The organism is Pseudomonas lactucae (genome assembly GCF_016937615.1).
In the GTDB taxonomy this organism is placed as follows: Bacteria; Pseudomonadota; Gammaproteobacteria; order Pseudomonadales; family Pseudomonadaceae; genus Aquipseudomonas; species Aquipseudomonas lactucae.
Window position 1 is genome coordinate 14,071 of the sequence record NZ_JAFHKI010000021.1, and the last position, 20,418, is coordinate 34,488.

The 20,418-nt window shown below is 62.9% G+C and carries 17 protein-coding genes and 1 pseudogene; 5 read left to right on the forward strand and 13 right to left on the reverse strand.

What is annotated here, in order from left to right; translation table 11 throughout:
- Nucleotide 1 precedes the first annotated feature (1 nt).
- Nucleotides 2–721: a cobalt-precorrin-6A reductase gene (locus tag JWR98_RS04630; protein ID WP_078731369.1), complete on the reverse strand. Its 720-nt coding sequence runs from the start codon at nt 719–721 to the stop codon at nt 2–4.
- Nucleotides 718–1,923 (reverse strand): precorrin-6y C5,15-methyltransferase (decarboxylating) subunit CbiE, encoded by a 1,206-nt coding sequence (cbiE, locus tag JWR98_RS04635; protein ID WP_078731370.1) that lies wholly within the window; start codon nt 1,921–1,923, stop codon nt 718–720. Before cbiE ends, JWR98_RS04630 begins: the two co-directional genes overlap by 4 nt.
- A gap of 38 nt (nt 1,924–1,961) precedes the next feature.
- On the opposite strand from cbiE, the gene cobG reads away from it, so the two are divergent.
- The 5 genes from cobG to JWR98_RS04660 all read left to right on the forward strand — a co-directional run bounded on the left by cobG (nt 1,962) and on the right by JWR98_RS04660 (nt 7,299).
- Nucleotides 1,962–3,308 (forward strand): precorrin-3B synthase, encoded by a 1,347-nt coding sequence (gene cobG, locus JWR98_RS04640; protein WP_205489382.1) that lies wholly within the window; start codon nt 1,962–1,964, stop codon nt 3,306–3,308.
- Entirely contained in the window at nt 3,301–3,927 is a 627-nt protein-coding gene (locus JWR98_RS04645; RefSeq protein WP_078731372.1) for a precorrin-8X methylmutase, read from the forward strand. Before cobG ends, JWR98_RS04645 begins: the two co-directional genes overlap by 8 nt.
- Nucleotides 3,927–4,658, forward strand: coding sequence for a precorrin-2 C(20)-methyltransferase (locus JWR98_RS04650; protein ID WP_205489383.1), 732 nt, complete (start codon nt 3,927–3,929; stop codon nt 4,656–4,658). The genes JWR98_RS04645 and JWR98_RS04650 overlap by 1 nt, the downstream gene beginning before the upstream one ends.
- Nucleotides 4,658–6,295, forward strand: a complete 1,638-nt coding sequence (cobJ, locus tag JWR98_RS04655) for a precorrin-3B C(17)-methyltransferase (RefSeq protein ID WP_205489384.1) — start codon at nt 4,658–4,660, stop codon at nt 6,293–6,295. The genes JWR98_RS04650 and cobJ overlap by 1 nt, the downstream gene beginning before the upstream one ends.
- Before the next feature lie 236 nt (nt 6,296–6,531).
- Nucleotides 6,532–7,299, forward strand: coding sequence for a hypothetical protein (locus tag JWR98_RS04660; RefSeq protein ID WP_078731375.1), 768 nt, complete (start codon nt 6,532–6,534; stop codon nt 7,297–7,299).
- Here JWR98_RS04660 and JWR98_RS04665 read toward each other — a convergent pair.
- The 11 genes and pseudogenes from JWR98_RS04665 to aroQ all read right to left on the reverse strand — a co-directional run bounded on the left by JWR98_RS04665 (nt 7,296) and on the right by aroQ (nt 20,253).
- Entirely contained in the window at nt 7,296–7,892 is a 597-nt protein-coding gene (locus tag JWR98_RS04665) for a MarC family protein (protein ID WP_078731376.1), read from the reverse strand. The two genes, JWR98_RS04660 and JWR98_RS04665, sit on opposite strands and share 4 nt — an antisense overlap.
- Before the next feature lie 104 nt (nt 7,893–7,996).
- Nucleotides 7,997–10,766 (reverse strand): annotated as a pseudogene (locus JWR98_RS04670) (hybrid sensor histidine kinase/response regulator).
- A 101-nt stretch (nt 10,767–10,867) separates the two neighbouring features.
- Nucleotides 10,868–12,160: a phosphoribosylamine--glycine ligase gene (gene purD, locus JWR98_RS04675; protein WP_003171470.1), complete on the reverse strand. Its 1,293-nt coding sequence runs from the start codon at nt 12,158–12,160 to the stop codon at nt 10,868–10,870.
- A 185-nt stretch (nt 12,161–12,345) separates the two neighbouring features.
- A complete protein-coding gene (gene purH / locus JWR98_RS04680; protein ID WP_078731378.1) occupies nt 12,346–13,953 on the reverse strand; it encodes a bifunctional phosphoribosylaminoimidazolecarboxamide formyltransferase/IMP cyclohydrolase in 1,608 nt (535 codons plus the stop codon).
- Nucleotides 13,954–14,034: 81 nt separating this feature from the next.
- A complete protein-coding gene (gene fis, locus JWR98_RS04685) occupies nt 14,035–14,355 on the reverse strand; it encodes a DNA-binding transcriptional regulator Fis (RefSeq protein ID WP_002555375.1) in 321 nt (106 codons plus the stop codon).
- On the reverse strand, nt 14,352–15,365 hold the full coding sequence (dusB, locus tag JWR98_RS04690; protein WP_078731379.1) for a tRNA dihydrouridine synthase DusB: 1,014 nt from the start codon (nt 15,363–15,365) through the stop codon (nt 14,352–14,354). Before dusB ends, fis begins: the two co-directional genes overlap by 4 nt.
- A gap of 185 nt (nt 15,366–15,550) precedes the next feature.
- Complete coding sequence (locus tag JWR98_RS04695; RefSeq protein WP_205489385.1) at nt 15,551–16,798, reverse strand: DUF3426 domain-containing protein; 1,248 nt, start codon at nt 16,796–16,798, stop codon at nt 15,551–15,553.
- A 30-nt stretch (nt 16,799–16,828) separates the two neighbouring features.
- Nucleotides 16,829–17,707 carry a 50S ribosomal protein L11 methyltransferase gene (gene prmA / locus JWR98_RS04700; protein WP_205489386.1) on the reverse strand — a complete coding sequence of 293 codons (879 nt, stop codon included), beginning with the start codon at nt 17,705–17,707 and terminating at the stop codon, nt 16,829–16,831.
- 222 nt (nt 17,708–17,929) lie between these two features.
- Nucleotides 17,930–19,291, reverse strand: a complete 1,362-nt coding sequence (gene accC / locus JWR98_RS04705) for an acetyl-CoA carboxylase biotin carboxylase subunit (protein ID WP_078823111.1) — start codon at nt 19,289–19,291, stop codon at nt 17,930–17,932.
- A gap of 17 nt (nt 19,292–19,308) precedes the next feature.
- Nucleotides 19,309–19,773, reverse strand: coding sequence for an acetyl-CoA carboxylase biotin carboxyl carrier protein (gene accB, locus JWR98_RS04710; protein WP_078731383.1), 465 nt, complete (start codon nt 19,771–19,773; stop codon nt 19,309–19,311).
- A gap of 24 nt (nt 19,774–19,797) precedes the next feature.
- Entirely contained in the window at nt 19,798–20,253 is a 456-nt protein-coding gene (gene aroQ, locus JWR98_RS04715) for a type II 3-dehydroquinate dehydratase (protein WP_003171482.1), read from the reverse strand.
- Between the last annotated feature and the right edge of the window lie 165 nt (nt 20,254–20,418).

Sequence of the window (20,418 nt, forward strand, 5' to 3'; positions counted from 1 at the left end):
TTTAAAGAAGGGTGATTGCCTGTAATGCCGACGCGACCGTTGGGAACTCCCGGTCTACGCTTGCCAACACCGGCCGCTTCAACACCAACACCGGCACCCCACGTTCTCGCGCCACTTCCAGCTTCGGCTCGGTAGCCGTGCTGCCGCTGTTCTTGCTGATCAACACATCAATCTTTCGTCGTTCAAACAACGCCCGTTCGTCCTCAATCAGAAACGGCCCACGCGCTCCGATCACTTCACACCGTTCATTTCCCGGATAAACATCCAGTGCTCGCAGCGTCCAGAACTGGTCTGCGGGGATTTCATCGAGGTGCTGCAACGGTTCGCGGCCCAAGGTGAACAATGGCCGCTTGAAGGGTTTCAGCGCTTCGGTCAGCTCAGCCCAATCAGCGACCTCTCGCCAATCGTCTCCAGGCTGCGGTTGCCACGCCGGACGCCGCATCGCCCAGCAGGCAACTCCACACAACCTCGCCGCCTGGGCCGCATTGCGGCTGATCCGCGCGGCATACGGATGGGTCGCATCGAGGATCAGGCTGATGCCTTCATCATGAACAAACTGCGCCAGCCCTTCAGCACCGCCATAACCACCGACACGCACCTGGCAGGCGAGATCGGTAGGCACGCGGCCCACGCCCGCCAGGCTGTAGATATGTTCGGGCCCCAAGGTCCGTGCGATGGCCAGCGCTTCAGTCACGCCGCCCAGCAACAGAATCCGTTTCATACCGGCTTGACCACGTCCAGCAGGGTAATCGGCAACGCCTGGCGCCACGTATCAAACTCCCCCAATGGCTGCGCCTGGGCCACGTGGATGCGGGTCAGTTCGCCGCCATGTTGAGCGCGCCAGTTCATCAAGGTCATTTCGCTTTGCAGGGTCACGGCATTGGCGACCAACCGTCCACCGGGCCGCAATTGTTGCCAGCAGGCGTCGAGCACGCCGTCGCGGGTGACGCCGCCGCCGATGAAGATGGCGTCGGGTGTCGGCAGCCCGTGCAACGCATCCGGGGCTGTGCCGCGAACCAGATGCAGGCCGGGCACGCCGAGGGCGTCGCGGTTGTGTTCGATCAGGCCTTGGCGGCCTTCATCGGCCTCAATCGCCAGCGCTCGGCAACTGGGATGCGTGCGCATCCACTCGATACCGATGGAGCCGCTGCCCGCGCCCACGTCCCACAGCAGTTCGCCCGGCATCGGCGCGAGGCGGGCGAGGGTCATCGCGCGCACATCGCGTTTGGTCAGTTGGCCGTCGTGCCGGAAGGCGGAGTCCGGCAGGCCGGCCAGACGCGACAGACGTGGGGTGTCGCTGGAGGCCAGGCAGTCGATGGCGACCAGGTTCAGATCGGCCGTGCTCAGGTGTTGCCAGTCGGCGGCCAGGCCGTCGAGGCGCCGCTCGTGCGCGCCGCCCAAATGTTCAAACACCGTCAATCGGCTGGGCCCGAACCCCGTCTCTGTCAATAACGCGGCAATCAACGCGGGGCTGCCACCGTCATTGCTCAGCACTAACAAGCGCACACCGCTGGCCAGATGCGCATTGATTGCCGCGAAGGGCCGCGCGACCACGGATAATGTCACCACGTCCTGTAACGGCCAGCCCAAACGCGCGGCGGCCAGGGACACCGACGACGGCGCCGGCAAGATCAGCAACTCTTCAGCCGCGATCTGTCGCGCCAAGCTGGCGCCCACGCCGTAGAGCATCGGGTCGCCACTGGCCAGCACACACACCGGTTCGCCACGCGTTGCCAGCACCGGTTCCAGGGAAAACGGGCTCGGCCACAGCTGGCGTTCGCCACGAATACACACCGGCAACAGGTCCAACTGGCGCTGAGCACCTATAATCCGCGTGGCGCGCAACAGGGCGTGCCGGGCGTTCCTGCCCAGCCCCTTGAAGCCGTCTTCACCGATGCCTACAACCGTCAGCCAGGGCGACATAGCAATTCCTTGAGCGACATCCGACGGGCAGGCTTTTCATGCCGCCGGACAAAGCAGGCATAATACCGCGCCTTTACCCGTCAACCGGTAGCCCCGTGAACCCAACGCCCGCTCTGAATACCTTGCGCCCCTCGGCTTGTCCGGGGTTGCTGCGTATCGTCCAGGCGTTGGATGGCGGCATCTGCCGGATCAAACTGGCCGGTGGTTCGATCAGCGCCGCGCAGGCGAACGCCGTGGCCGATGCAGCCCAAGCCTATGCCGGCGGTGTGATCGAGGCGACCAACCGCGCCAACCTGCAGATCCGTGGGATCGGCGCCGAGCAGGACGCCCTGATCGCGATGTTGCTCGCCGCGGGCCTGGGCCCGAACAACGCCGCCGGTGACGACGTGCGCAACCTGATGCTCAGCCCCAGCGCCGGTATCGACCCGCAGATGCTGTTCGACACCCGTCCATTGGCCGGGCAGATCCTCGCCACGCTGGAAAATCATCCGCGCTTTCACGCGTTGTCGGCCAAGTTCGCCGTGCAACTGGATGGCGGCGAGGCCCTGGCGATGCTCGAACATCATCATGACCTGTGGCTGTCGGCATTCGTGCGCAATGGCCAGACGTTGCTCGCGTTTGGCCTGGCAGGTTGTCCGGGCCTGGATGCGCCATTGGCCGCCGTGCGATGGGAGCAGGGGCACGCGTTGGTGGTGGCTGTCCTCGACGCGTTCCTTGAACTCGCCACCCCAGAGCAAACCCGCATGCGGCATTTACCTGTGGATAACGTGCTGGGCCGCCTGAGCCTGCCGCTGCTGCCGATCGAAGGTTTCAAACGCCCGCCCAGTGGCGCTTTGCTTCACCTCGGCACTTATCCGCAGGAACAAAAAAATCAATTCTACGTCGCCGCCGTCGCCCCCTTGGGCCGCCTGGATTCGTTGATGCTCAAGGGCGCCGCACAGCTTGCCAGCGATTACGGTGACGGCACCTTGCGCTTCACCCCTTGGCAAGGCGTGCTGCTGCCCAACGTCGAAAAACCCCACGGCGTGACCGAACGCCTGGCGCAACTGGGCTTTCTCTGTTCAATCGACCAACCCCTGGCGCGCATGACCGCCTGCACCGGTTCGAGCGGCTGCGCCAAAGCGCTGGCCGATACCAAGGCCGATGCGGTGCAACTGGCCGCGTTGCACACGGGCTTCGACGTCCACCTGTCCGGCTGCCCACGCTCCTGCGCCGCCGCGCACACCGCGCCGGTCACCTTGCTGGCGGTGAGCCCTGGTCACTACGACCTCTATTTTCGCGAGGCAGCCCAGCCGGGTTTCGGCCGGCTGCACGCGCGCAACCTTTCCATTGAAGCGGCGGGCGCCCTGTTGCGCGCTCGTCCACGGAGCAACACCGATGATTGATTACATCCGCGACGGTCAGGAGATCTATCGCAACTCCTTCGCCATTATTCGCGCGGAAGCCAGGTTGGAGCGTATTCCGGCCGACCTGGAAAAACTCGCGGTGCGGGTGATTCACGCATGCGGCATGGTGGATGCCATCGACGGCCTGCAGTTCTCCGAAGGCGCCGGCAAGGCCGGACGCGATGCTTTGGCGGCGGGCGCGCCGATCCTGTGTGATGCGCGGATGGTCTCCGAAGGCGTGACCCGTGCGCGCCTGCCGGCCAATAACCCGGTGATCTGCACCCTGCGCGACGACAGCGTGCCTGAGTTGGCGCGGGAGTTGGGCAACACCCGCTCCGCTGCCGCCCTGGAGTTGTGGCGTCCGCATCTGGCCGGTAGCGTGGTGGTGATCGGCAATGCGCCGACCGCGTTGTTTTACCTGCTGGAAATGCTCGACGCCGGTGCGCCGAAACCGGCGTTGATCCTTGGCTTCCCGGTGGGTTTTGTTGGCGCCGCCGAATCCAAGGCGATGCTGGCGGCCGATAGCCGTGGCGTGCCGTTCGTGATCATGCAAGGCCGCCTGGGCGGCAGCGCCATGGCCGCGGCTGCAGTCAATGCACTCGCCACGGAGGTCGAATAATGCCTGCACGCGGACGTTTGATCGGCCTGGGCGTGGGCCCCGGCGACCCGGAACTGATCACCCTCAAGGCCCTGCGCCTGCTGCGCGAGTCGCCGGTGGTGGCGTACTTCGTGGCCAAGGGCAAGAAGGGCAATGCGTTCGGCATCATCGAAGATCACCTGGTGCCGCAACAGACCCTGATGCCGCTGGTGTACCCGGTGACCACCGAAGCGCTGCCGGCGCCGCTGTCGTACGAGCAGGTGATCAGCGATTTCTACGACACCGCCAGCGTCGACGTGGCCGCGCATCTGGACGCCGGCCGCGATGTGGCGGTGATCTGCGAAGGCGACCCGTTCTTCTACGGCTCCTACATGTACCTGCATGACCGTCTGGCCGAGCGTTACGAAGCCCAGGTCATCCCCGGCGTGTGTTCGATGCTGGGTGGCGCGTCGGTGCTCGGCGCGCCGTTGGTGTATCGCAACCAGAGCCTGTCGGTGTTGTCGGGCGTATTGACCCATGACGACCTCAAGCGCCGCCTGGCGGATGCCGACGCCGCGGTGATCATGAAACTGGGCCGCAACTTCCCCAAAGTGCGTCAGGTGCTGGAAGAACTCGGCCTGGCCGAGCGGGCGCTGTATGTGGAGCGCGCCACCATGTCCAACCAGAAGATCGTGCCGCTGGATCAGGTGGAGCCGATGTCGTCGCCGTATTTCTCGCTGATCATCGTGCCCGGTGAACGGTGGCAAGGGTGATGACTCCTGCGATTGTCATCCTGGGCCAGGGCAGCCTGGCGACGGCGCGCGAAATCCAGCAGGTGTATGCCGGTGCAGTGATTTACGGTTTGGCCGGGCGAGTTGAAGGTGCGGACCAGGCCTACAACGAATTCGGCGCTACCCTGCGCCAGTTGTATCAACAAGGCACGCCGCTGATTGCCTTGTGCGCCGCTGGCATCGTGATCCGCACCCTGGCGCCGTTGCTGCTGGAAAAAGGTGAAGAGCCCGCCGTGCTGGCCGTGGCCGAAGACGGCAGCGCCGTGGTGCCGCTGCTCGGTGGCCTGGGTGGCGTTAACCGGATGGCGCGGGAAATCGGTGCTGCGCTGAATGTATCCGCTGCGATCACCACCAGCGGCGAGCTGCGTTTTGGCACCTGCCTGCTCAACCCTCCCACGGGCTATGCGCTGGCCGACCTGGAGCTGGGCAAGCGTTTCGTTTCCGACTTGCTGGCCGGCGAAAGCGTGCGCATCGAAGGCGCGGCGCCGTGGTTGGAGCAAGCGAATCTGCCGCAGGACCGGCACGCACGGTTAGCGATTCATGTGGGCAGCGCCGAGCGCGTGCCGGTGGCCAATGAGTTGCTGATCTACCCGAAGAACGTCAGCGTGACCTGCAAACCGGGCGTGGATGTGGCCGAGCGTGTGCGGGCGGCGCTGCATGACGCGGGCATCGCTGTGCAATCCCTGGCGTGCCTGCTTGCCAGTGACACGCAAATGGCCGAGGCGTCGCTGCATGAAGCGGCATCTGCCTTGGCGGTGCCGCTGCGTTTTGCCCGCATCAGCCAAGACGCCGACATCGTGATTCAGGTTGCCGAGCAACCGCTGGACCTGTCCCAGGTAGGGCGCCCACGTGGCCGCCTCGCCGTGATCGGCCTGGGGCCTGGCGCGGCGGAATTGATGGTGCCGGCGGTCAAGGCCGAACTGGCGCGCTGCACCGATGTGCTGGGCTATGAGACCTACGTGCGCATGGCCGGGCCGTTCCGTGACGATCAAGTGCAGCACTGCACCGATAACCGCGAAGAAATGCAGCGCGCGCGCCATGCCTTCGAACTGGCCGTCACGGGCCGTTCGGTGGTGGTGGTGTCGTCCGGTGACCCTGGCGTGTTCGCCATGGCGGCGGCGGTGATCGAGGCGCTTCACGAGTCCAGCGATCCGGCCTGGCATCAGGTCGATCTGCAAATCCTGCCGGGCGTCTCGGCCTCCCTGGCCACTGCTGCCCAGGCGGGTGCGCCGTTGGGGCATGACTTCTGCGTGATGTCGCTGTCGGACAACCTCAAGCCCTGGTCAATCATCGAAAAACGCCTGGATCTCGCCTCCCAGGCCGACCTGGCCCTGGCGTTCTACAACCCGATCTCACGCGCGCGACCTTGGCAATTGGGGCGCGCCCTGGAAATCGTCGCGCTGCATCGCACGCCCGAGACACCGGTGGTGCTGGGCCGCGATATCGGTCGCCCGGGCCAGACCCTGCGCGTCACCACGCTGGGGCAACTGACCCCGGAACAGGTGGACATGCGCACCATGGTGCTGATCGGCTCGTCCACCACCTGCACGTTCCCGCGTGCCGGTGGCGGTGAGTGGGTGTACACGCCGCGCTGGTACGGCGAAAAGCCCGTGTCCTGAATACGCCCCGGTGACCGCTGGAAAGCTCCGAATGACGCAGTGATTGTGCTGCGCGTGTTCGGGGCTTTTTCTTTTTTGCGCGATGAAAAACCGAACGCTTGCAGCGACCCCGCGTAATTGCTGGAGGGCGCGATCCGGCGTGGTCGGCCAAGGCATGTTTGTCGCCTGGAAAGCTCGACTGCCGGTGGACTAGTGTGGAAAGCAGCCCCATGTGGGGTGTTTGTGGAGAACTGAAAATGGAGCGACGTCACAGAAGGATCAACAACACGAAAAGGCGAAAACTGATTGCCGCGCACAAGCCGCCGGGTGCGCCGGCTGCTGTGCCGGCTGACACCGACGACAGCAATGCGGCGGTGGTCAACAACAGCGTCATGTCGTTTGCCGAGGGGGTGTCGGGCCTGAACCGCGAATACATTCGCAAAAGCTATTTGCTGGCCAGCAGCTATGTCAGCGATGTGTTGAATATTCACCGCGGTACCGAGGCCTGGTACGACGCGTTTATCGACGTGATGCTCAGCCTGGGTTGGCTGCCGCTGCGCAGCCGTTTCGAGCGGGTCTCACGTTCGGACAAGGGCCTGACGGTACAGGTGGCGGCATTGAACATCATCGCGGCGCTGTTGGCGTCGACCTCATGGGCCGGGCCGCTGGTCAATGCGTTGCCCAAACTGGCGGCCGATGCGCTGGAGGCGTTGAAACAGCAGCCAGCGTCACTGGCGCTGTTCAAGCGCAACACGACGCTGCACCAGGGCGGTGATTTTGGCCTGGCGTCCTGCGTCGAAGCGGACGGGGAATTGATGATGGTGCTGGTGACCTACAGCACCCAGGGTGTGAACAAACAGGTGGGGTTGCCGTTTCTGGAATGGGACAGCGCCTCGGTCGAGGCCTTCAGCGGGCAGACCTGCCTGGTGCTGAATACCTCGCTGGTCAACGAAAAAACCGTCCAGCTGATGCGCGAAAGCGCGGGTGACAAGGTGCAGCTGGCGATCGCCAAGTACCGTATCTAAGGCGCCAGATAACCGCGCACGCCGGTAAAGATGATTTGCGCGGCGAGGGCGCACACGAACAGGCCCATCAGCCGGCTGACAATTTGCAGGCCCTGGTCACCGAGAATGCGTTCGATACGGTTGGACAGGTACAGCACCACGCCCACCGTGAGGCTGGCCAGGGCGATGCTGAGGATGGCGGTGAGCTTGTCATCCCAATGCGGCTGGCTGACCCCCATCACCAGCAGCGCACCGATGGTGCCGGGGCCGACGGTGAGGGGGATGGTCAGCGGCACGATGGTCACGTCCTGCTGCACGTTGTCGGTCTGCACCGCCGACTTGCCCTGTGCCATGCCCAGCGCCGAGATAAACAGCACACTGCCGGCGCCGATGCGGAACGCATCCACGGTGATGCCGAACACGCTGAAAATGACGCGGCCGAACAGGTAGAGCAGCACGCTCGACACCAGGGTCGCCAGCGCCACTTTCCAGGCCAGGCGCCGCCGTTCTTTGCTGGAGTAGCCACGGGTCAGGCTGATAAAGCAGGACAGCACGAAGAACGGGCTGTAGAGCACGAGCATCTTCAGGTAAACGCTGAACAACACGTGGAGCATGGGGGCGGCTCGCGGGAGGGGAACGTGTGCAGAGTCTATCAGGCGATAGAGATCAAATGTGGGAGGGGGGCAAGTCCCCTTCCACATTGGAAATGTATTTCAGGTCAGGAGGGTTCGTGTTCGGGCCGCTGTTGACGCTGCGCCACCCAGAACTCCACCAGCTCGCGCAACTGCGACAACTCCACCGGCTTGGCCATGTGCCCGTCCATGCCGGCCTGGCGCGCGCGTTCCTTGTGTTCCGACAGGATATGCGCCGTCAGCGCCACCACCGGCGTGCGGATGCGTTGGTGGCTGACTTCCCATGCACGCAGTTGCTGGGTGGCGGAGAAGCCATCGAGAATCGGCATTTCACAGTCCATCAACACCAGGTCGTAGCGCTGGGCTTTCATCGCCTCCAGCGCTTCTTCGCCGTTGCTGGCGGTGTCCGGGTCGAGGTTGAGTTTGCCGAGCATGCCGCGAATCACTTTGGTGGAAATGCTGTTGTCTTCGGCCACCAGGATCTTGAAGTCACCGGGCACCGTCACCGCGGGTGGTGCGCTGAGCGCCGGGCGAGACGGCAGACCGCCTTTGTTGCGCTGGGTCAGTTCGTCGGCCAGGGTGGTCTTGAGGGTATAACCGGCCACCGGCTTGGCGAGGATGCGCTTGATCCCGCAGTTGCGCGCAATGATCTTGCTCGGCGCGTTGCTGATGCCGGTGAGCATGATCAGCAGGATGTCGTGGTTCAGGCTCGGGTCTTCCTTGATCTTCGCCGCCAGTTGCATGCCGGTCATGCCGGGCATGTTCTGGTCCAGCAACACCACATCGAAGTAGTCGCGCAGGTGCGCCTTGGTGCGCAGCAACGCCAGGGCTTCCTTGCCGGAGGGGACGGCGCTGACGTTCAGGCCCCAGGCCGTGCATTGCTGCACCAGCACTTTGCGGCAGGTGTCGTTGTCGTCCACCACCAGCACCCGTGCGTCCTTGAGCGGGCCGTCCAGGTCGGAGGTCGGGTGCTCCAGGCGTTCCGGGTCCAGCGGCAGCGTCAGCCACAGGGTACTGCCTTGATGGCTGCCGCTCTTGATGCCGAACTCGCCGTTCATCAACAGGATCAACTGGCGGGCGATGACCAGGCCCAGGTGGCCGCTCAAGCGCGTGGCCGAGAGGAAGTTCTTGCTGTGCAGTTCGCTGTGCAACAGGGCCTCGCGCTCGACGGCTTCCATCGGCAGGCCGCTGTCTTGCACGGCGATGCGCAGGCGCGGCTTGGTGCTGCGGTCGTCCAGGGCGACGACGATCAGCACTTCGCCTTCATCGGTCTTGTGCAGGGCGTTTTCCAGCAGACTCAGCAGTGCCTGGCGCAGGCGGGTCGGGTCACCGCTGATGACGCGTGGCACCTGGGGCTGGATAAAGCTGATCAACTCGACGTTCTGCTGCTCGGCCTTGGCGCGGAAGATGCTCAGGCAGTCTTCGAGCAGTGCGTTGAGGTCGAACTGCACGTCGTCCAGCTCGATCTGCCCGGATTCGAGCTTGGAGATGTCGAGGATCTCGTTGATCAGCGTCAGCAGTTCGTTGCCGGCGCTGTGGATGGTCTGCACGTAATCGCGCTGCTTCACCGACAGCGGTGTGCCCAGCAGCAGTTCGGTCATGCCCAGTACGCCGTTCATGGGGGTGCGGATTTCGTGGCTGATCTTGGCCAGGAACTCGGCCTTGGCGGCGATTTCGGCATTGCTGGCGGCCAGGTCGCGGCTGAGGCTGAAGCGCGCCTCGACAATTGCACGCTGGCGCTCGCCCAGGGCCAGGCTCATCAACAGGCCACTGAGGCAGATGAACGCCAGCAGGGTGACGATCAACCCCTGCGGCGACACCATCGTCAGGCCCAGCAACGCCGGCAGGATGATCAGCGTGCCGATGTTGAACACCACCATGCCCGCCACGAACAACCGCGCCGGCCGGTAGCCCTTCTGCCAGTGATACGCCGAGACAAACAGCATGCTCAGGCCGGCGAGGGCCACCAGGGCGTAGGTAATGATGTTCAGCGGCAGTGTGTTGACGAACAACAGCAGCAGGCCGCACAGCACGATAAACAGGATGTCGGCCATCAACAGCTTGTTAAGCGGGTGCGGGCCTAACGGCATGAAGAATCGATAGGCAAACATCAGTCCGCACGGCGCGGTCAGCAGCAAGGCCAGGTAGGCGCCCGGTGTTTGCAGCGCATGCCAGTTCGGCAACCAGGGACCTGGCAGGTTGAGCAGCAGCGCCAGGCTGAGCAGCAATAGGATTTCGCACGCCGCCAGCCACAGGCTGCTGCGTGAGCGATGGTAGGCAAAGCGTGAAACGTTGTGCAGGATCAGCATCAGCAGGCAGCCGAACAGCAGGCCGTAGATCAGTGTCTGGGTCTGGTCGGCGGCGGCCAGTACGGCCGGCTCAAGGGTGATATAGGGGCGCAGCTCGTGTTCCGACACCAGGCGCAGATAGACCTCGAGGGGCTGCTGGCTCTGGGGCATCGGTAGCATGAAATCACTGCTGGGCAGCGGACGTTGTTCCTGTGGCTGCCGGGCGCCGGTGCTTGTTTGCTCCACCAGCGTGTCGCCGTCCAGGACGTACAGGCTCAGGTGCGACAGGTCCGGGGCGAATACCCGCAGCACTTGCTCGTGCTTGCCCGGTTGCAGTTTGAAACGTACCCACAACGCACCGTCCGGCGGTGCGCGTGATACGGTCCAGTTCGATGGGGCTGAATTGGTTGGTGTAGCGCGAGGAGCGAATATCGCTCAGTTGCAGGTCGGCCTGCTCATCAAGCAATACTGCCCAGCCACTGCCTTGCGCGGCGGCCTGGGCCGGGAACAGGCAGAGCAGCGTCAGCAGACTGACAGTGAAACCTATGGCGATCCTGAGCCAGCGCACGGCGAAATCCCTTCGTAGGTTGATGCACGGGTTAACTATGCGCGGGGTAGCCGGTGTACGGCAAGGGCCACAGGCCCTTGCCTGACCGAACGGATAGCAGGTTACTGGTTCTCGCCACGTTCACGGGCAATGGCGCGGTAGCCGATGTCGGTGCGATAGAAGCAGCCTTTCCAATCGATTTTCGCGGCCAGTGCGTACGCCTGTTGTTGCGCAGCGTCGACACTGGCGCCCATGGCGGTGGCGCACAGCACACGGCCACCAGCGGTCACGACCTTACCATCCTTGAGCGCGGTGCCCGCATGGAACACTTTGCCTTCCAGCGACGCCGCCGCATCCAGGCCTTCAATCACATCGCCCTTGGCGTAGTCGGCAGGGTAACCGCCGGCCGCCAGCACGATGCCAACGCTCGGACGCGGGTCCCACTGCGCTTCGACCTTGTCCAGGGCCTGGGCCAGGGCGGCTTCCACCAGCAGCACCAGGCTCGATTGCAGCCGCAGCATCACCGGTTGGGTTTCCGGGTCGCCAAAGCGGCAGTTGAACTCGATGACCTTCGGGTTACCGGCCTTGTCGATCATCAGGCCAGCGTAAAGGAAGCCGGTGTACACATTGCCTTCATCGGCCATGCCGCGCACGGTTGGCCAGATCACCAGGTCCATCACGCGCTGATGCACTTCGCTGGTGACCACGGGGGCAGGGGAGTAGGCGCCCATGCCGCCGGTGTTGGGGCCGCTGTCGCCGTTGCCGACGCGCTTGTGGTCCTGGCTGGTGGCCATCGGCAGGACGTTCTTGCCGTCGACCATCACGATAAAGCTGGCTTCTTCGCCGTCGAGGAATTCCTCGATCACCACGCGCGAACCGGCATCGCCAAAGGCATTGCCGGCGAGCATGTCGCGCACGGCGTCTTCGGCTTCCTGCAAGGTCATCGCCACGATCACGCCTTTACCGGCGGCCAGGCCATCGGCCTTGATCACGATTGGCGCACCTTTTTCACGCAGGTAAGCCAGGGCCGGCTCGATCTCGGTGAAGTTCTGGTAGTCGGCGGTCGGGATCTTGTGGCGTGCCAGGAAGTCCTTGGTGAACGCTTTGGAGCCTTCCAACTGCGCGGCACCGGCGGTTGGGCCGAAGCAGTCCAGGCCGCGGCTGCGGAACAGGTCCACGACGCCGGCCACCAGCGGCACTTCCGGACCGACAATGGTCAGGGAAACGTTTTTCTCGGCAAAATCCGCAAGCTGCTCAAGGGCCAGCACGTCGATGGCGACGTTTTCGCACTTGGCTTCAATCGCGGTACCAGCGTTACCGGGGGCGACGAAAACCTTTTGGACGCGTGGGTCCTGGGCAACTTTCCAGGCCAGGGCGTGTTCACGGCCACCGCTGCCAATAATCAAAACATTCATTTCAAAAACCTCAAATTCTGTAGGCGCTGCTAGGGCGCTTTATATGGGAGGGGGCTTGCTGTGGCGAGGGAGCTTGCTCCCGTTCGACCGCGTAGCGGTCGCCAGCTTTTGGGGGCGCTTCGCACCCCAGCGGGAGCAAGCTCCCTCGCCACAAAAACCGGGTCCCACATTTCTATTGCGTCGGATCAGTGGCGGAAGTGGCGCATGCCGGTGAAGACCATGGCGATGCCGGCTTCATCTGCAGCGGCAATCACTTCAGCATCGCGCATCGAGCCGCCCGGTTGGATCACGGCAGTCACGCCGGCCTTGGCGGCGTTGTCCAGGCCATCACGGAACGGGAAGAAGGCGTCGGACGCCATCACCGAACCCACGACCTGCAAACCGGCGTGCTCGGCCTTGATCGCAGCGATACGCGCCGAGTTCACGCGGCTCATCTGGCCGGCGCCGACACCGATGGTCTGGCGGTTCTTGGCGTAGACGATGGCGTTGGATTTGACGTATTTGGCCACTTTCCAGGCGAAGATCAGGTCGTGGATCTCTTGCTCGGTCGGGGCGCGTTTGGTCACGACTTTCAGGTCTTCACTGCCGATCATGCCGATGTCGCGGCTCTGTACCAGCAAGCCGCCATTGACGCGCTTGTAGTCCCAGGCGGCGGCGCGGTCAGCCGACCATTCGCCGCAGGCCAGCAGGCGCACGTTGGCTTTTGCGGCAACGATGGCGCGGGCTTCTTCACTCACGCTCGGTGCGATGATCACTTCGACGAATTGACGGTCGACGATGGCCTTGGCGGTTTCGGCGTCCAGCTCACGGTTGAAGGCAATGATGCCGCCGAAGGCCGATTCGGTATCGGTGGCGTAGGCCAGTTCGTAGGCCTGGCGAATGCCGCCTTCAGCGTCCGGGCTCACGGCCACGCCACACGGGTTGGCGTGCTTGACGATCACGCAGGCCGGCTTGACGAAGCTCTTCACGCATTCCAGTGCGGCGTCGGTGTCGGCTACGTTGTTGTAGGACAGTTCCTTGCCTTGCAGTTGGGTCGCGGTGGCGATGCCGACTTCGGCCGGTTTTGCCTCCACGTAGAACGCCGCGCTCTGGTGCGGGTTCTCGCCGTAGCGCATTTCCTGGGCCTTGATGAACTGGCTGTTGAAGGTGCGCGGGAACTGGCTGCGGCCTTCCGTGCTCAGGGTCTCGGCGGCCTGGTTCACGGTGCCCATGTAGTTGGCGATCATGCCGTCGTAGGCGGCAGTGTGTTCGAACGCCTTGAGCATCAGGTCGAAGCGCTGGGCGTAGGTCAGGCCGCCGGCTTTCAGGCTTTCGAGCACTTGGGTGTAGTCGCTGGCGTTGACCACGATGGCCACGTCTTTGTGGTTCTTGGCTGCCGAGCGAACCATGGTCGGGCCGCCGATATCGATGTTTTCGATGGCGGTCGGCAGGTCACAGCCTGGCTTGTTGATGGTGGCTTCGAACGGGTACAGGTTGACGGCCACCAGGTCGATCGGCTTGATGCCGTGCTCGTTCATGATGGCGTCGTCGATACCGCGACGACCGAGGATGCCGCCGTGGATTTTCGGGTGCAAGGTCTTGACCCGACCGTCCATCATTTCTGCGAAACCGGTGTAGTCCGCGACTTCTACTGCGGCCACGCCGTTGTCCTGCAGCAGTTTGAAGGTCCCGCCCGTGGAGAGGATTTCCACGCCCAGGGCTTCCAGCTCCCGGGCAAATTCGAGGATGCCGGTCTTGTCGGAAACGCTGATCAAGGCGCGGCGGATCGGCAGGCGGGTAGTCTGGTCGGTCATTTCAATTTCCATCAAAAGCAAAGGAGTCAGCAAAAAAGGCGACCGGTTTTACGCGGGCGCCTTTCTGGTTTGATTGAATGCTTACAGCAAATCGTATTGCTTGAGCTTTTTGCGCAACGTGCCACGGTTGAGGCCCAGCAGCTCACTGGCTTTGGTCTGGTTGCCCTTGACGTAGTTCATCACGCTTTCGAGCAAGGGCGCCTCGACTTCGGAGAGCACCAGGTTGTACACGTCCGTGACGGAAGCGCCCTCAAGGTGGGCGAAATAATTGTGCAGCGCCTTCTCGACACTCCCGCGAAGGGTCTGGCCTTCTTCGCTCGGCGTGTTCAGGTGCTGTTTCAAATTGACGTTGTCGCTCACGGGTGTCGTTCCACTCACTAAAGTCTCGGTCATCATCGTCATGCGGCCACCCCTTGTCCGTCCCCTGCTCTCAGGCTCTTGTCTCGTTCGGCAAAGAACTCTCGAACGGCGGTGACCTGTGCTTGCGTTTCATCCAAACGATTGAACCCGGCGCGAAACTCCCTGGCGCCCGGCAGGGTTGCGAGATACCAACCCACATGCTTGCGAGCAATGCGCACGCCCATCACGTCTCCGTAGAAAGTGTGAAGGGCAGCCAGATGCTCAAGCAGAATACGTTCCACCTCGATCAGCTCCGGTGCCGGCAGGGTTTCACCAGTACGCAGAAAGTGCTCGATTTCACGAAAAATCCAGGGCCGCCCCTGGGCGGCCCGGCCGATCAACAGGCCATCGGCACCGGTGGCGTACAGGACGCGCCGGGCTTTTTCGGCTGAATCGATGTCGCCATTGGCAAATACCGGCATCGACACGGCCTGCTTGATGGCGGCAATGGTGTCGTATTCGGCTTCACCGGTGTAAAGATCGGCGCGGGTGCGGCCATGCACTGCCAGCGCTGCAATGCCTGCCTGTTCGGCGATCTTCGCCACTGTCAGGCCATTCTTGTTGTCCCGGTCCCAGCCGGTACGAATCTTCAGGGTGACCGGCACATCCACTGCAGCGACAACGGCCTGCAGGATCTCGGCAACCAATTGCTCATCCTTCAACAGGGCGGAACCGGCGGCCTTGTTGCAGACCTTCTTGGCCGGGCAGCCCATGTTGATGTCGATAATCTGCGCGCCCAACGCCACGTTGGCTCGGGCCGCATCCGCCAGCATCTGCGCATCACCGCCGGCGATCTGTACCGAGCGGGGCTCGGGATCACCTTCGTGGATCATGCGCATCCGCGATTTGCGGGTGTTCCACAAGCTCATGTCGCTGGTGACCATTTCCGAGACTACAAGACCCGCGCCCAAACGTTTGCACAGCTGACGAAAGGGCTGGTCGGTGACGCCCGCCATCGGGGCGAGAATCAAGCCGTTCTGCAATGTGTATGGGCCGATGCGTACCGCCGACATAGGACTTCCCTGTTGTGGGGCCGGATCATTAGAGTTCGAAAAAGGGTTGGCATGATACCCGCTCTCGATGACTGGTTAAAGGCTGAATTGGATAAAATCTGAACAGTTATTTCTTTATCGCCGCTGGTTTGGTTGCGCCGCGTGCAGTCAACAATCTGCCGCCAAACTCTTGTACATAAGCCGATTCACTCGGGCGAGTGGAAGGTCAGGCTGTAATTCACGGCTTTATTGCCAGGGTCGAGGATGTCCAGGGAGATATGGATCGGCGTTTGTGATGGCATTTCGCTGACGCCGGCCAGCTCGCCGCTGAGATATTCGGCCGGCTTGAAGCGACGACTGGCGATCAGCCCGCCGTTCATGTCGGCAAAACGCAGCTCCAGCAACGGGAAGGGCTGGGAGAACGTCGCGCGGTTATAGATGATCGCGTCCACCACCAGCGCCCCGGCAAATTCCGGGTGGCTGCGCACCACCAGGTTACTGCTCTTTATGTGGGCAATATCGACTCGCGATGGCACGGTGCAGCCCAGCGTGGGGCACAGCTGCTGGAACCACGGGCGATAAGCGTCCTGGCGAGCCAGGTCGTCGAATTGATAGGCAATGTACTGGCCAGCCAGGCCAGTGGCGGCGATCAGTACCAGCAATAGCCAGATCAGGCGGCGACCCCAGCCCGACGGGCGTTTTTGCGCGTACAGGTGCAGCGGATCGTCTTCCAGGTCCTGCAGCAGGTCATCGTGTTCGCTGGCGGGCGCGCGCAATCGCTTGCGGCGCTGCTGTGGGTGTTCTTCGGGATGCGCGTCGTCGGTTTCTACAGCCACGGGGGTGACGGGCGGGTCGACGGGCTCGTCGTCAAGGGTTGCCCGCATCGGCGGTTCGTCGTCGATATCGTCGGCGTGAAGCGACATGGACGGTTCGGTGCGCTGCCGTGTCGCAGGGGCCTTGGTCGGTTCCGGATCGCCTTCGGCGACGTGGGTGCGTTCTTCAGGCGGTTCGCTGAACAGGCTGGCGGCCCATTTTTCCTCTTCGGCCTTGACCGTATCGCGGCTGGCGCTGAGGGTATCTTCCTTCTGCCTGCGGTCGGAACCCGCTTGGCGACGCTCTGTGCCGGCCGGCTGCGTATGCTGGATCTCGCGGCGCTCCAGCTTGGCAAGTTCTACGTCCAGGTCCAGGTTGTCCAGGTCCAGTTCTTCGGCAGTCCACTGTTTCTGGCTGATCGCCCGCTGTGCCTGGGGCGCCGTCTCGGGCGCAGGTTCAGCCGCCGCCGGCTGCTCTGGTGCAGGCGCGTGGGCGCGCTGCTCCAGCAACTGGCGAGCGGCATTGAACACTTGCAGGCACGAGCCGCAACGCACCACGCCGCGGGCCACGCTCAACTGGGCATGGTTGACGCGGAAACGGGCTTGGCAATGCGGGCACTGGGTGACGAAACTGTCGGTCATGCGGCCATCCGATTCAGGCAAGCGCTCATTCTAGCGCCGACGACCGCTGATGCGTACCCAGCCATCGCGGTTGGCGATCGGGTCCAGCTCGAAATCGCTGGCATAGGCGGCGGCAACCTCGTCACCTTGCTCGGCGAGAATGCCCGATAGCGCCAGACGGCCTCCCGGCTTGACCAGGCTCGACAGCTGCGGCGCCAGGGAGACCAGCGGCCCGGCGAGGATATTGGCCACCAGCACATCAGCCTGTACCTGGGGCAGGTCCTCAGGCAGGTAGAGTGGGAATTTTCCTTCGGCGATGTGGTTGCGCCCGGCGTTGTCGCGGGAGGCTTCCAGCGCTTGCACGTCGATATCGGTGCCCACGGCTTGCTTGGCGCCCAGCAACAGCGCGGCAATCGCCAGGATCCCCGAGCCGCAGCCGAAATCCAGCACGTGGCTGTCGGTCAGGTCCTGGCCGTCCAGCCATTCCAGGCACAGTGCGGTGGTGGGGTGGGTGCCGGTGCCGAACGCCAGGCCCGGGTCGAGCAGCAGGTTGACTGCGTTTGGCTCGGGGGCAGCGTGCCAGCTCGGCACGATCCACAGGCGCTGGCCGAAACGCATCGGTTGGAAGTTGTCCATCCAGCTGCGTTCCCAGTCCTGGTCTTCGATCACTTCGCTGTGATGCTCGGGCAGCGGGCCGCCAGTGAGCAGTTCCATATGGGCCAGCACGGCGGCGGCGTCGGTGCCGTCTTCGAACAGGGCCAACAGGTGGGTGTGGGACCACAGCGGGGTGGTATTGAGTTCGGGTTCGAAAATCGGCTGGTCTTCGGCGTCCATGAAGGTCACTGAAACAGCGCCCACTTCGAGGAGCGCGTCTTCGTAGGTTTCGGCTTGTTCTGGGCTGATGGCGAGACGGACTTGCAGCCAAGGCATGGCGGGCACCTTTGAAATGAATAAGTCTGCAGCGGGGTAGGGGCTGCGAAAGGGCGCAAGTTTACGCGAGCGGCGGGCAGAAGACGACACTACTGACTGCACGCCGGTCAAATGTGGGAGGGGACTTGCCCCCTCCCACATTTTGACGGTGTACATCTTCAAAAAAGTAGAGGGCCCACAAACAACAAAACCGCCCGAAGGCGGCTTTGTTGGGTGGAGCACTTACTGGTTGGCCAGCTTGTGTTCCAGGTAGTGAATGTTCACACCACCTTCGCAGAAGCCTTCATCACGAACCAGGTCCCTGTGCAGCGGGACGTTGGTCTTGATGCCGTCGACCACGATTTCGTCCAGGGCGTTACGCATACGGGCCATGGCCTCGTCGCGAGTGGCGCCCCAGGTGATCAGCTTGCCGATCAGCGAGTCGTAGTTGGACGGTACCTTGTAGCCGCTGTACAGGTGCGAATCGACGCGAACGCCGTTGCCGCCCGGTGCATGGAAATGCTTGACCAGGCCTGGGCTCGGCATAAAGGTTTTCGGGTCTTCGGCGTTGATCCGGCACTCCAGGGAGTGGCCGTGAATCTTCACGTCGTCCTGGGTGAAGGACAGCACGTTGCCGGCGGCGATGCTGAGCATCTCCTTGACGATGTCGATACCGGTGACCATCTCCGACACCGGATGCTCTACCTGCACACGAGTGTTCATCTCGATGAAGTAGAAACGACCGTTCTCGTAGAGGAACTCGAAGGTGCCGGCGCCACGGTAGCTGATGTCGATGCACGCCTTGACGCAGCGAGCGAGGACTTCCTGGCGAGCGGTTTCATCCAGGCCCGGTGCCGGCGCTTCTTCCAACACCTTCTGGTGACGGCGTTGCAGCGAGCAATCGCGGTCGCCCAGGTGGATGGCATGGCCCTGGCCGTCGGACAATACCTGCACTTCCACGTGGCGTGGGTTGGTCAGGTATTTTTCCAGGTAGACCATCGGGTTGCCGAACCAGGCGCCCGCTTCCGCACGGGTCTGCTTGGCCGATTCGATCAGGTCTTCTTCCTTGTGCACCACGCGCATGCCACGACCACCACCGCCACCGGCGGCCTTGATGATCACCGGGTAACCGACTTCGCGACCGATGCGCAGGGCGGTTTCCTCATCTTCAGGCAGTGGGCCGTCGGAACCTGGAACGGTTGGCACGCCGGCCGCGATCATGGCGTCCTTGGCCGACACCTTGTCGCCCATCAGGCGAATGGTTTCGGCTTTCGGGCCGATGAAGGCGAACCCGGATTTTTCCACCTGTTCGGCGAAATCGGCGTTTTCCGCGAGGAAGCCGTAGCCTGGGTGGATGCCATCGGCGCCGGTCACTTCTGCCGCGGCGATGATGTTCGGGATGTTCAGGTACGAGTTCGAGGCCAGTGGCGGGCCGATGCAGATGCTCTCGTCCGCCAGTTTCACGTGCATCAATTCGGTATCGGCCGTCGAGTAAACAGCGACGGTCTTGATGCCCTCTTCCTTACAGGCGCGCAGGATACGCAGCGCGATCTCGCCGCGGTTGGCGATCAGGACTTTTTGCAGTTTCTTCGCAGGTTTCAACATCGAAGGCGCTCCGCGGTTCAAACGATGGTGAACAGCGGCTGGTCGTACTCAACCGGCTGACCGTTTTCTACCAGGATGGATTCGATCACACCGGCGGTTTCGGCGGTGATGTGGTTCATCATCTTCATCGCTTCAACGATGCAGATGGTGTCGCCCACTTTCACGGTCTTGCCGACTTCAACGAAGGCGGGCGAGCCTGGCGCCGGAGTGCGGTAGAAGGTACCGACCATTGGCGACTTGACCACGGTACCGTTCAGCACAGGCGCTGCCGGAGCGGCGGGCGCTGCGGCAGCTGGAGCGGCGGCGGCAGGCGCGGCAGGGGCTGGAGCCGGTGCTTGCATCTGCGGTGCGTAGAACTGTTGGGCCGGAGTCTTGCTGTGGCGGCTGATCCGCACGGACTCTTCGCCTTCCTTGATTTCCAGCTCGTCGATACCGGATTCTTCCAGCAGTTCGATCAATTTCTTAACTTTACGGATATCCATGAATCATCAACTCCCAAGGGTCGGTCAGGGGCGTTTAGCCTGTTCTTCAAGCTGTTCCAGGGCGGCCTCCAGGGCCAGCCGGTAACCGCTGGCGCCAAGGCCGCAGATCACTCCTACCGCTACGTCGGAGAAGTAAGAGTGATGGCGGAAAGGTTCGCGTTTGTGCACGTTCGATAAATGCACTTCGATGAATGGGATGCTCACCGCCAGCAGCGCGTCACGTAATGCAACGCTTGTGTGCGTAAAAGCGGCGGGATTGATCAGGATAAAGTCCACGCCTTCGCCGCGCGCGGCATGGATGCGATCAATCAATTCGTACTCGGCGTTGCTTTGCAGGTAGAGCAGATGGTGGCCGGCTTCACGCGCCCGTCGTTCCAGATCGAGGTTGATCTGATCCAGGGTCACTGCCCCGTAGACGCCCGGTTCACGGGTGCCGAGCAGGTTCAGGTTGGGTCCGTGAAGAACCAGTAAGGTCGCCATCGGCTGTTCCTTGTTATTGGTGGGAGTACGGCATAACCCGGCGACTATGCCGCAAAGCCTTTATGACTGTCCAGTTCTATGCAGTAGGCAGCACGATTAGCGAGGATTGCGCAAAATTTGTGACTGGGGCCTTAGATCTGGTCATCGAGATCAAGTGTGGGAGGG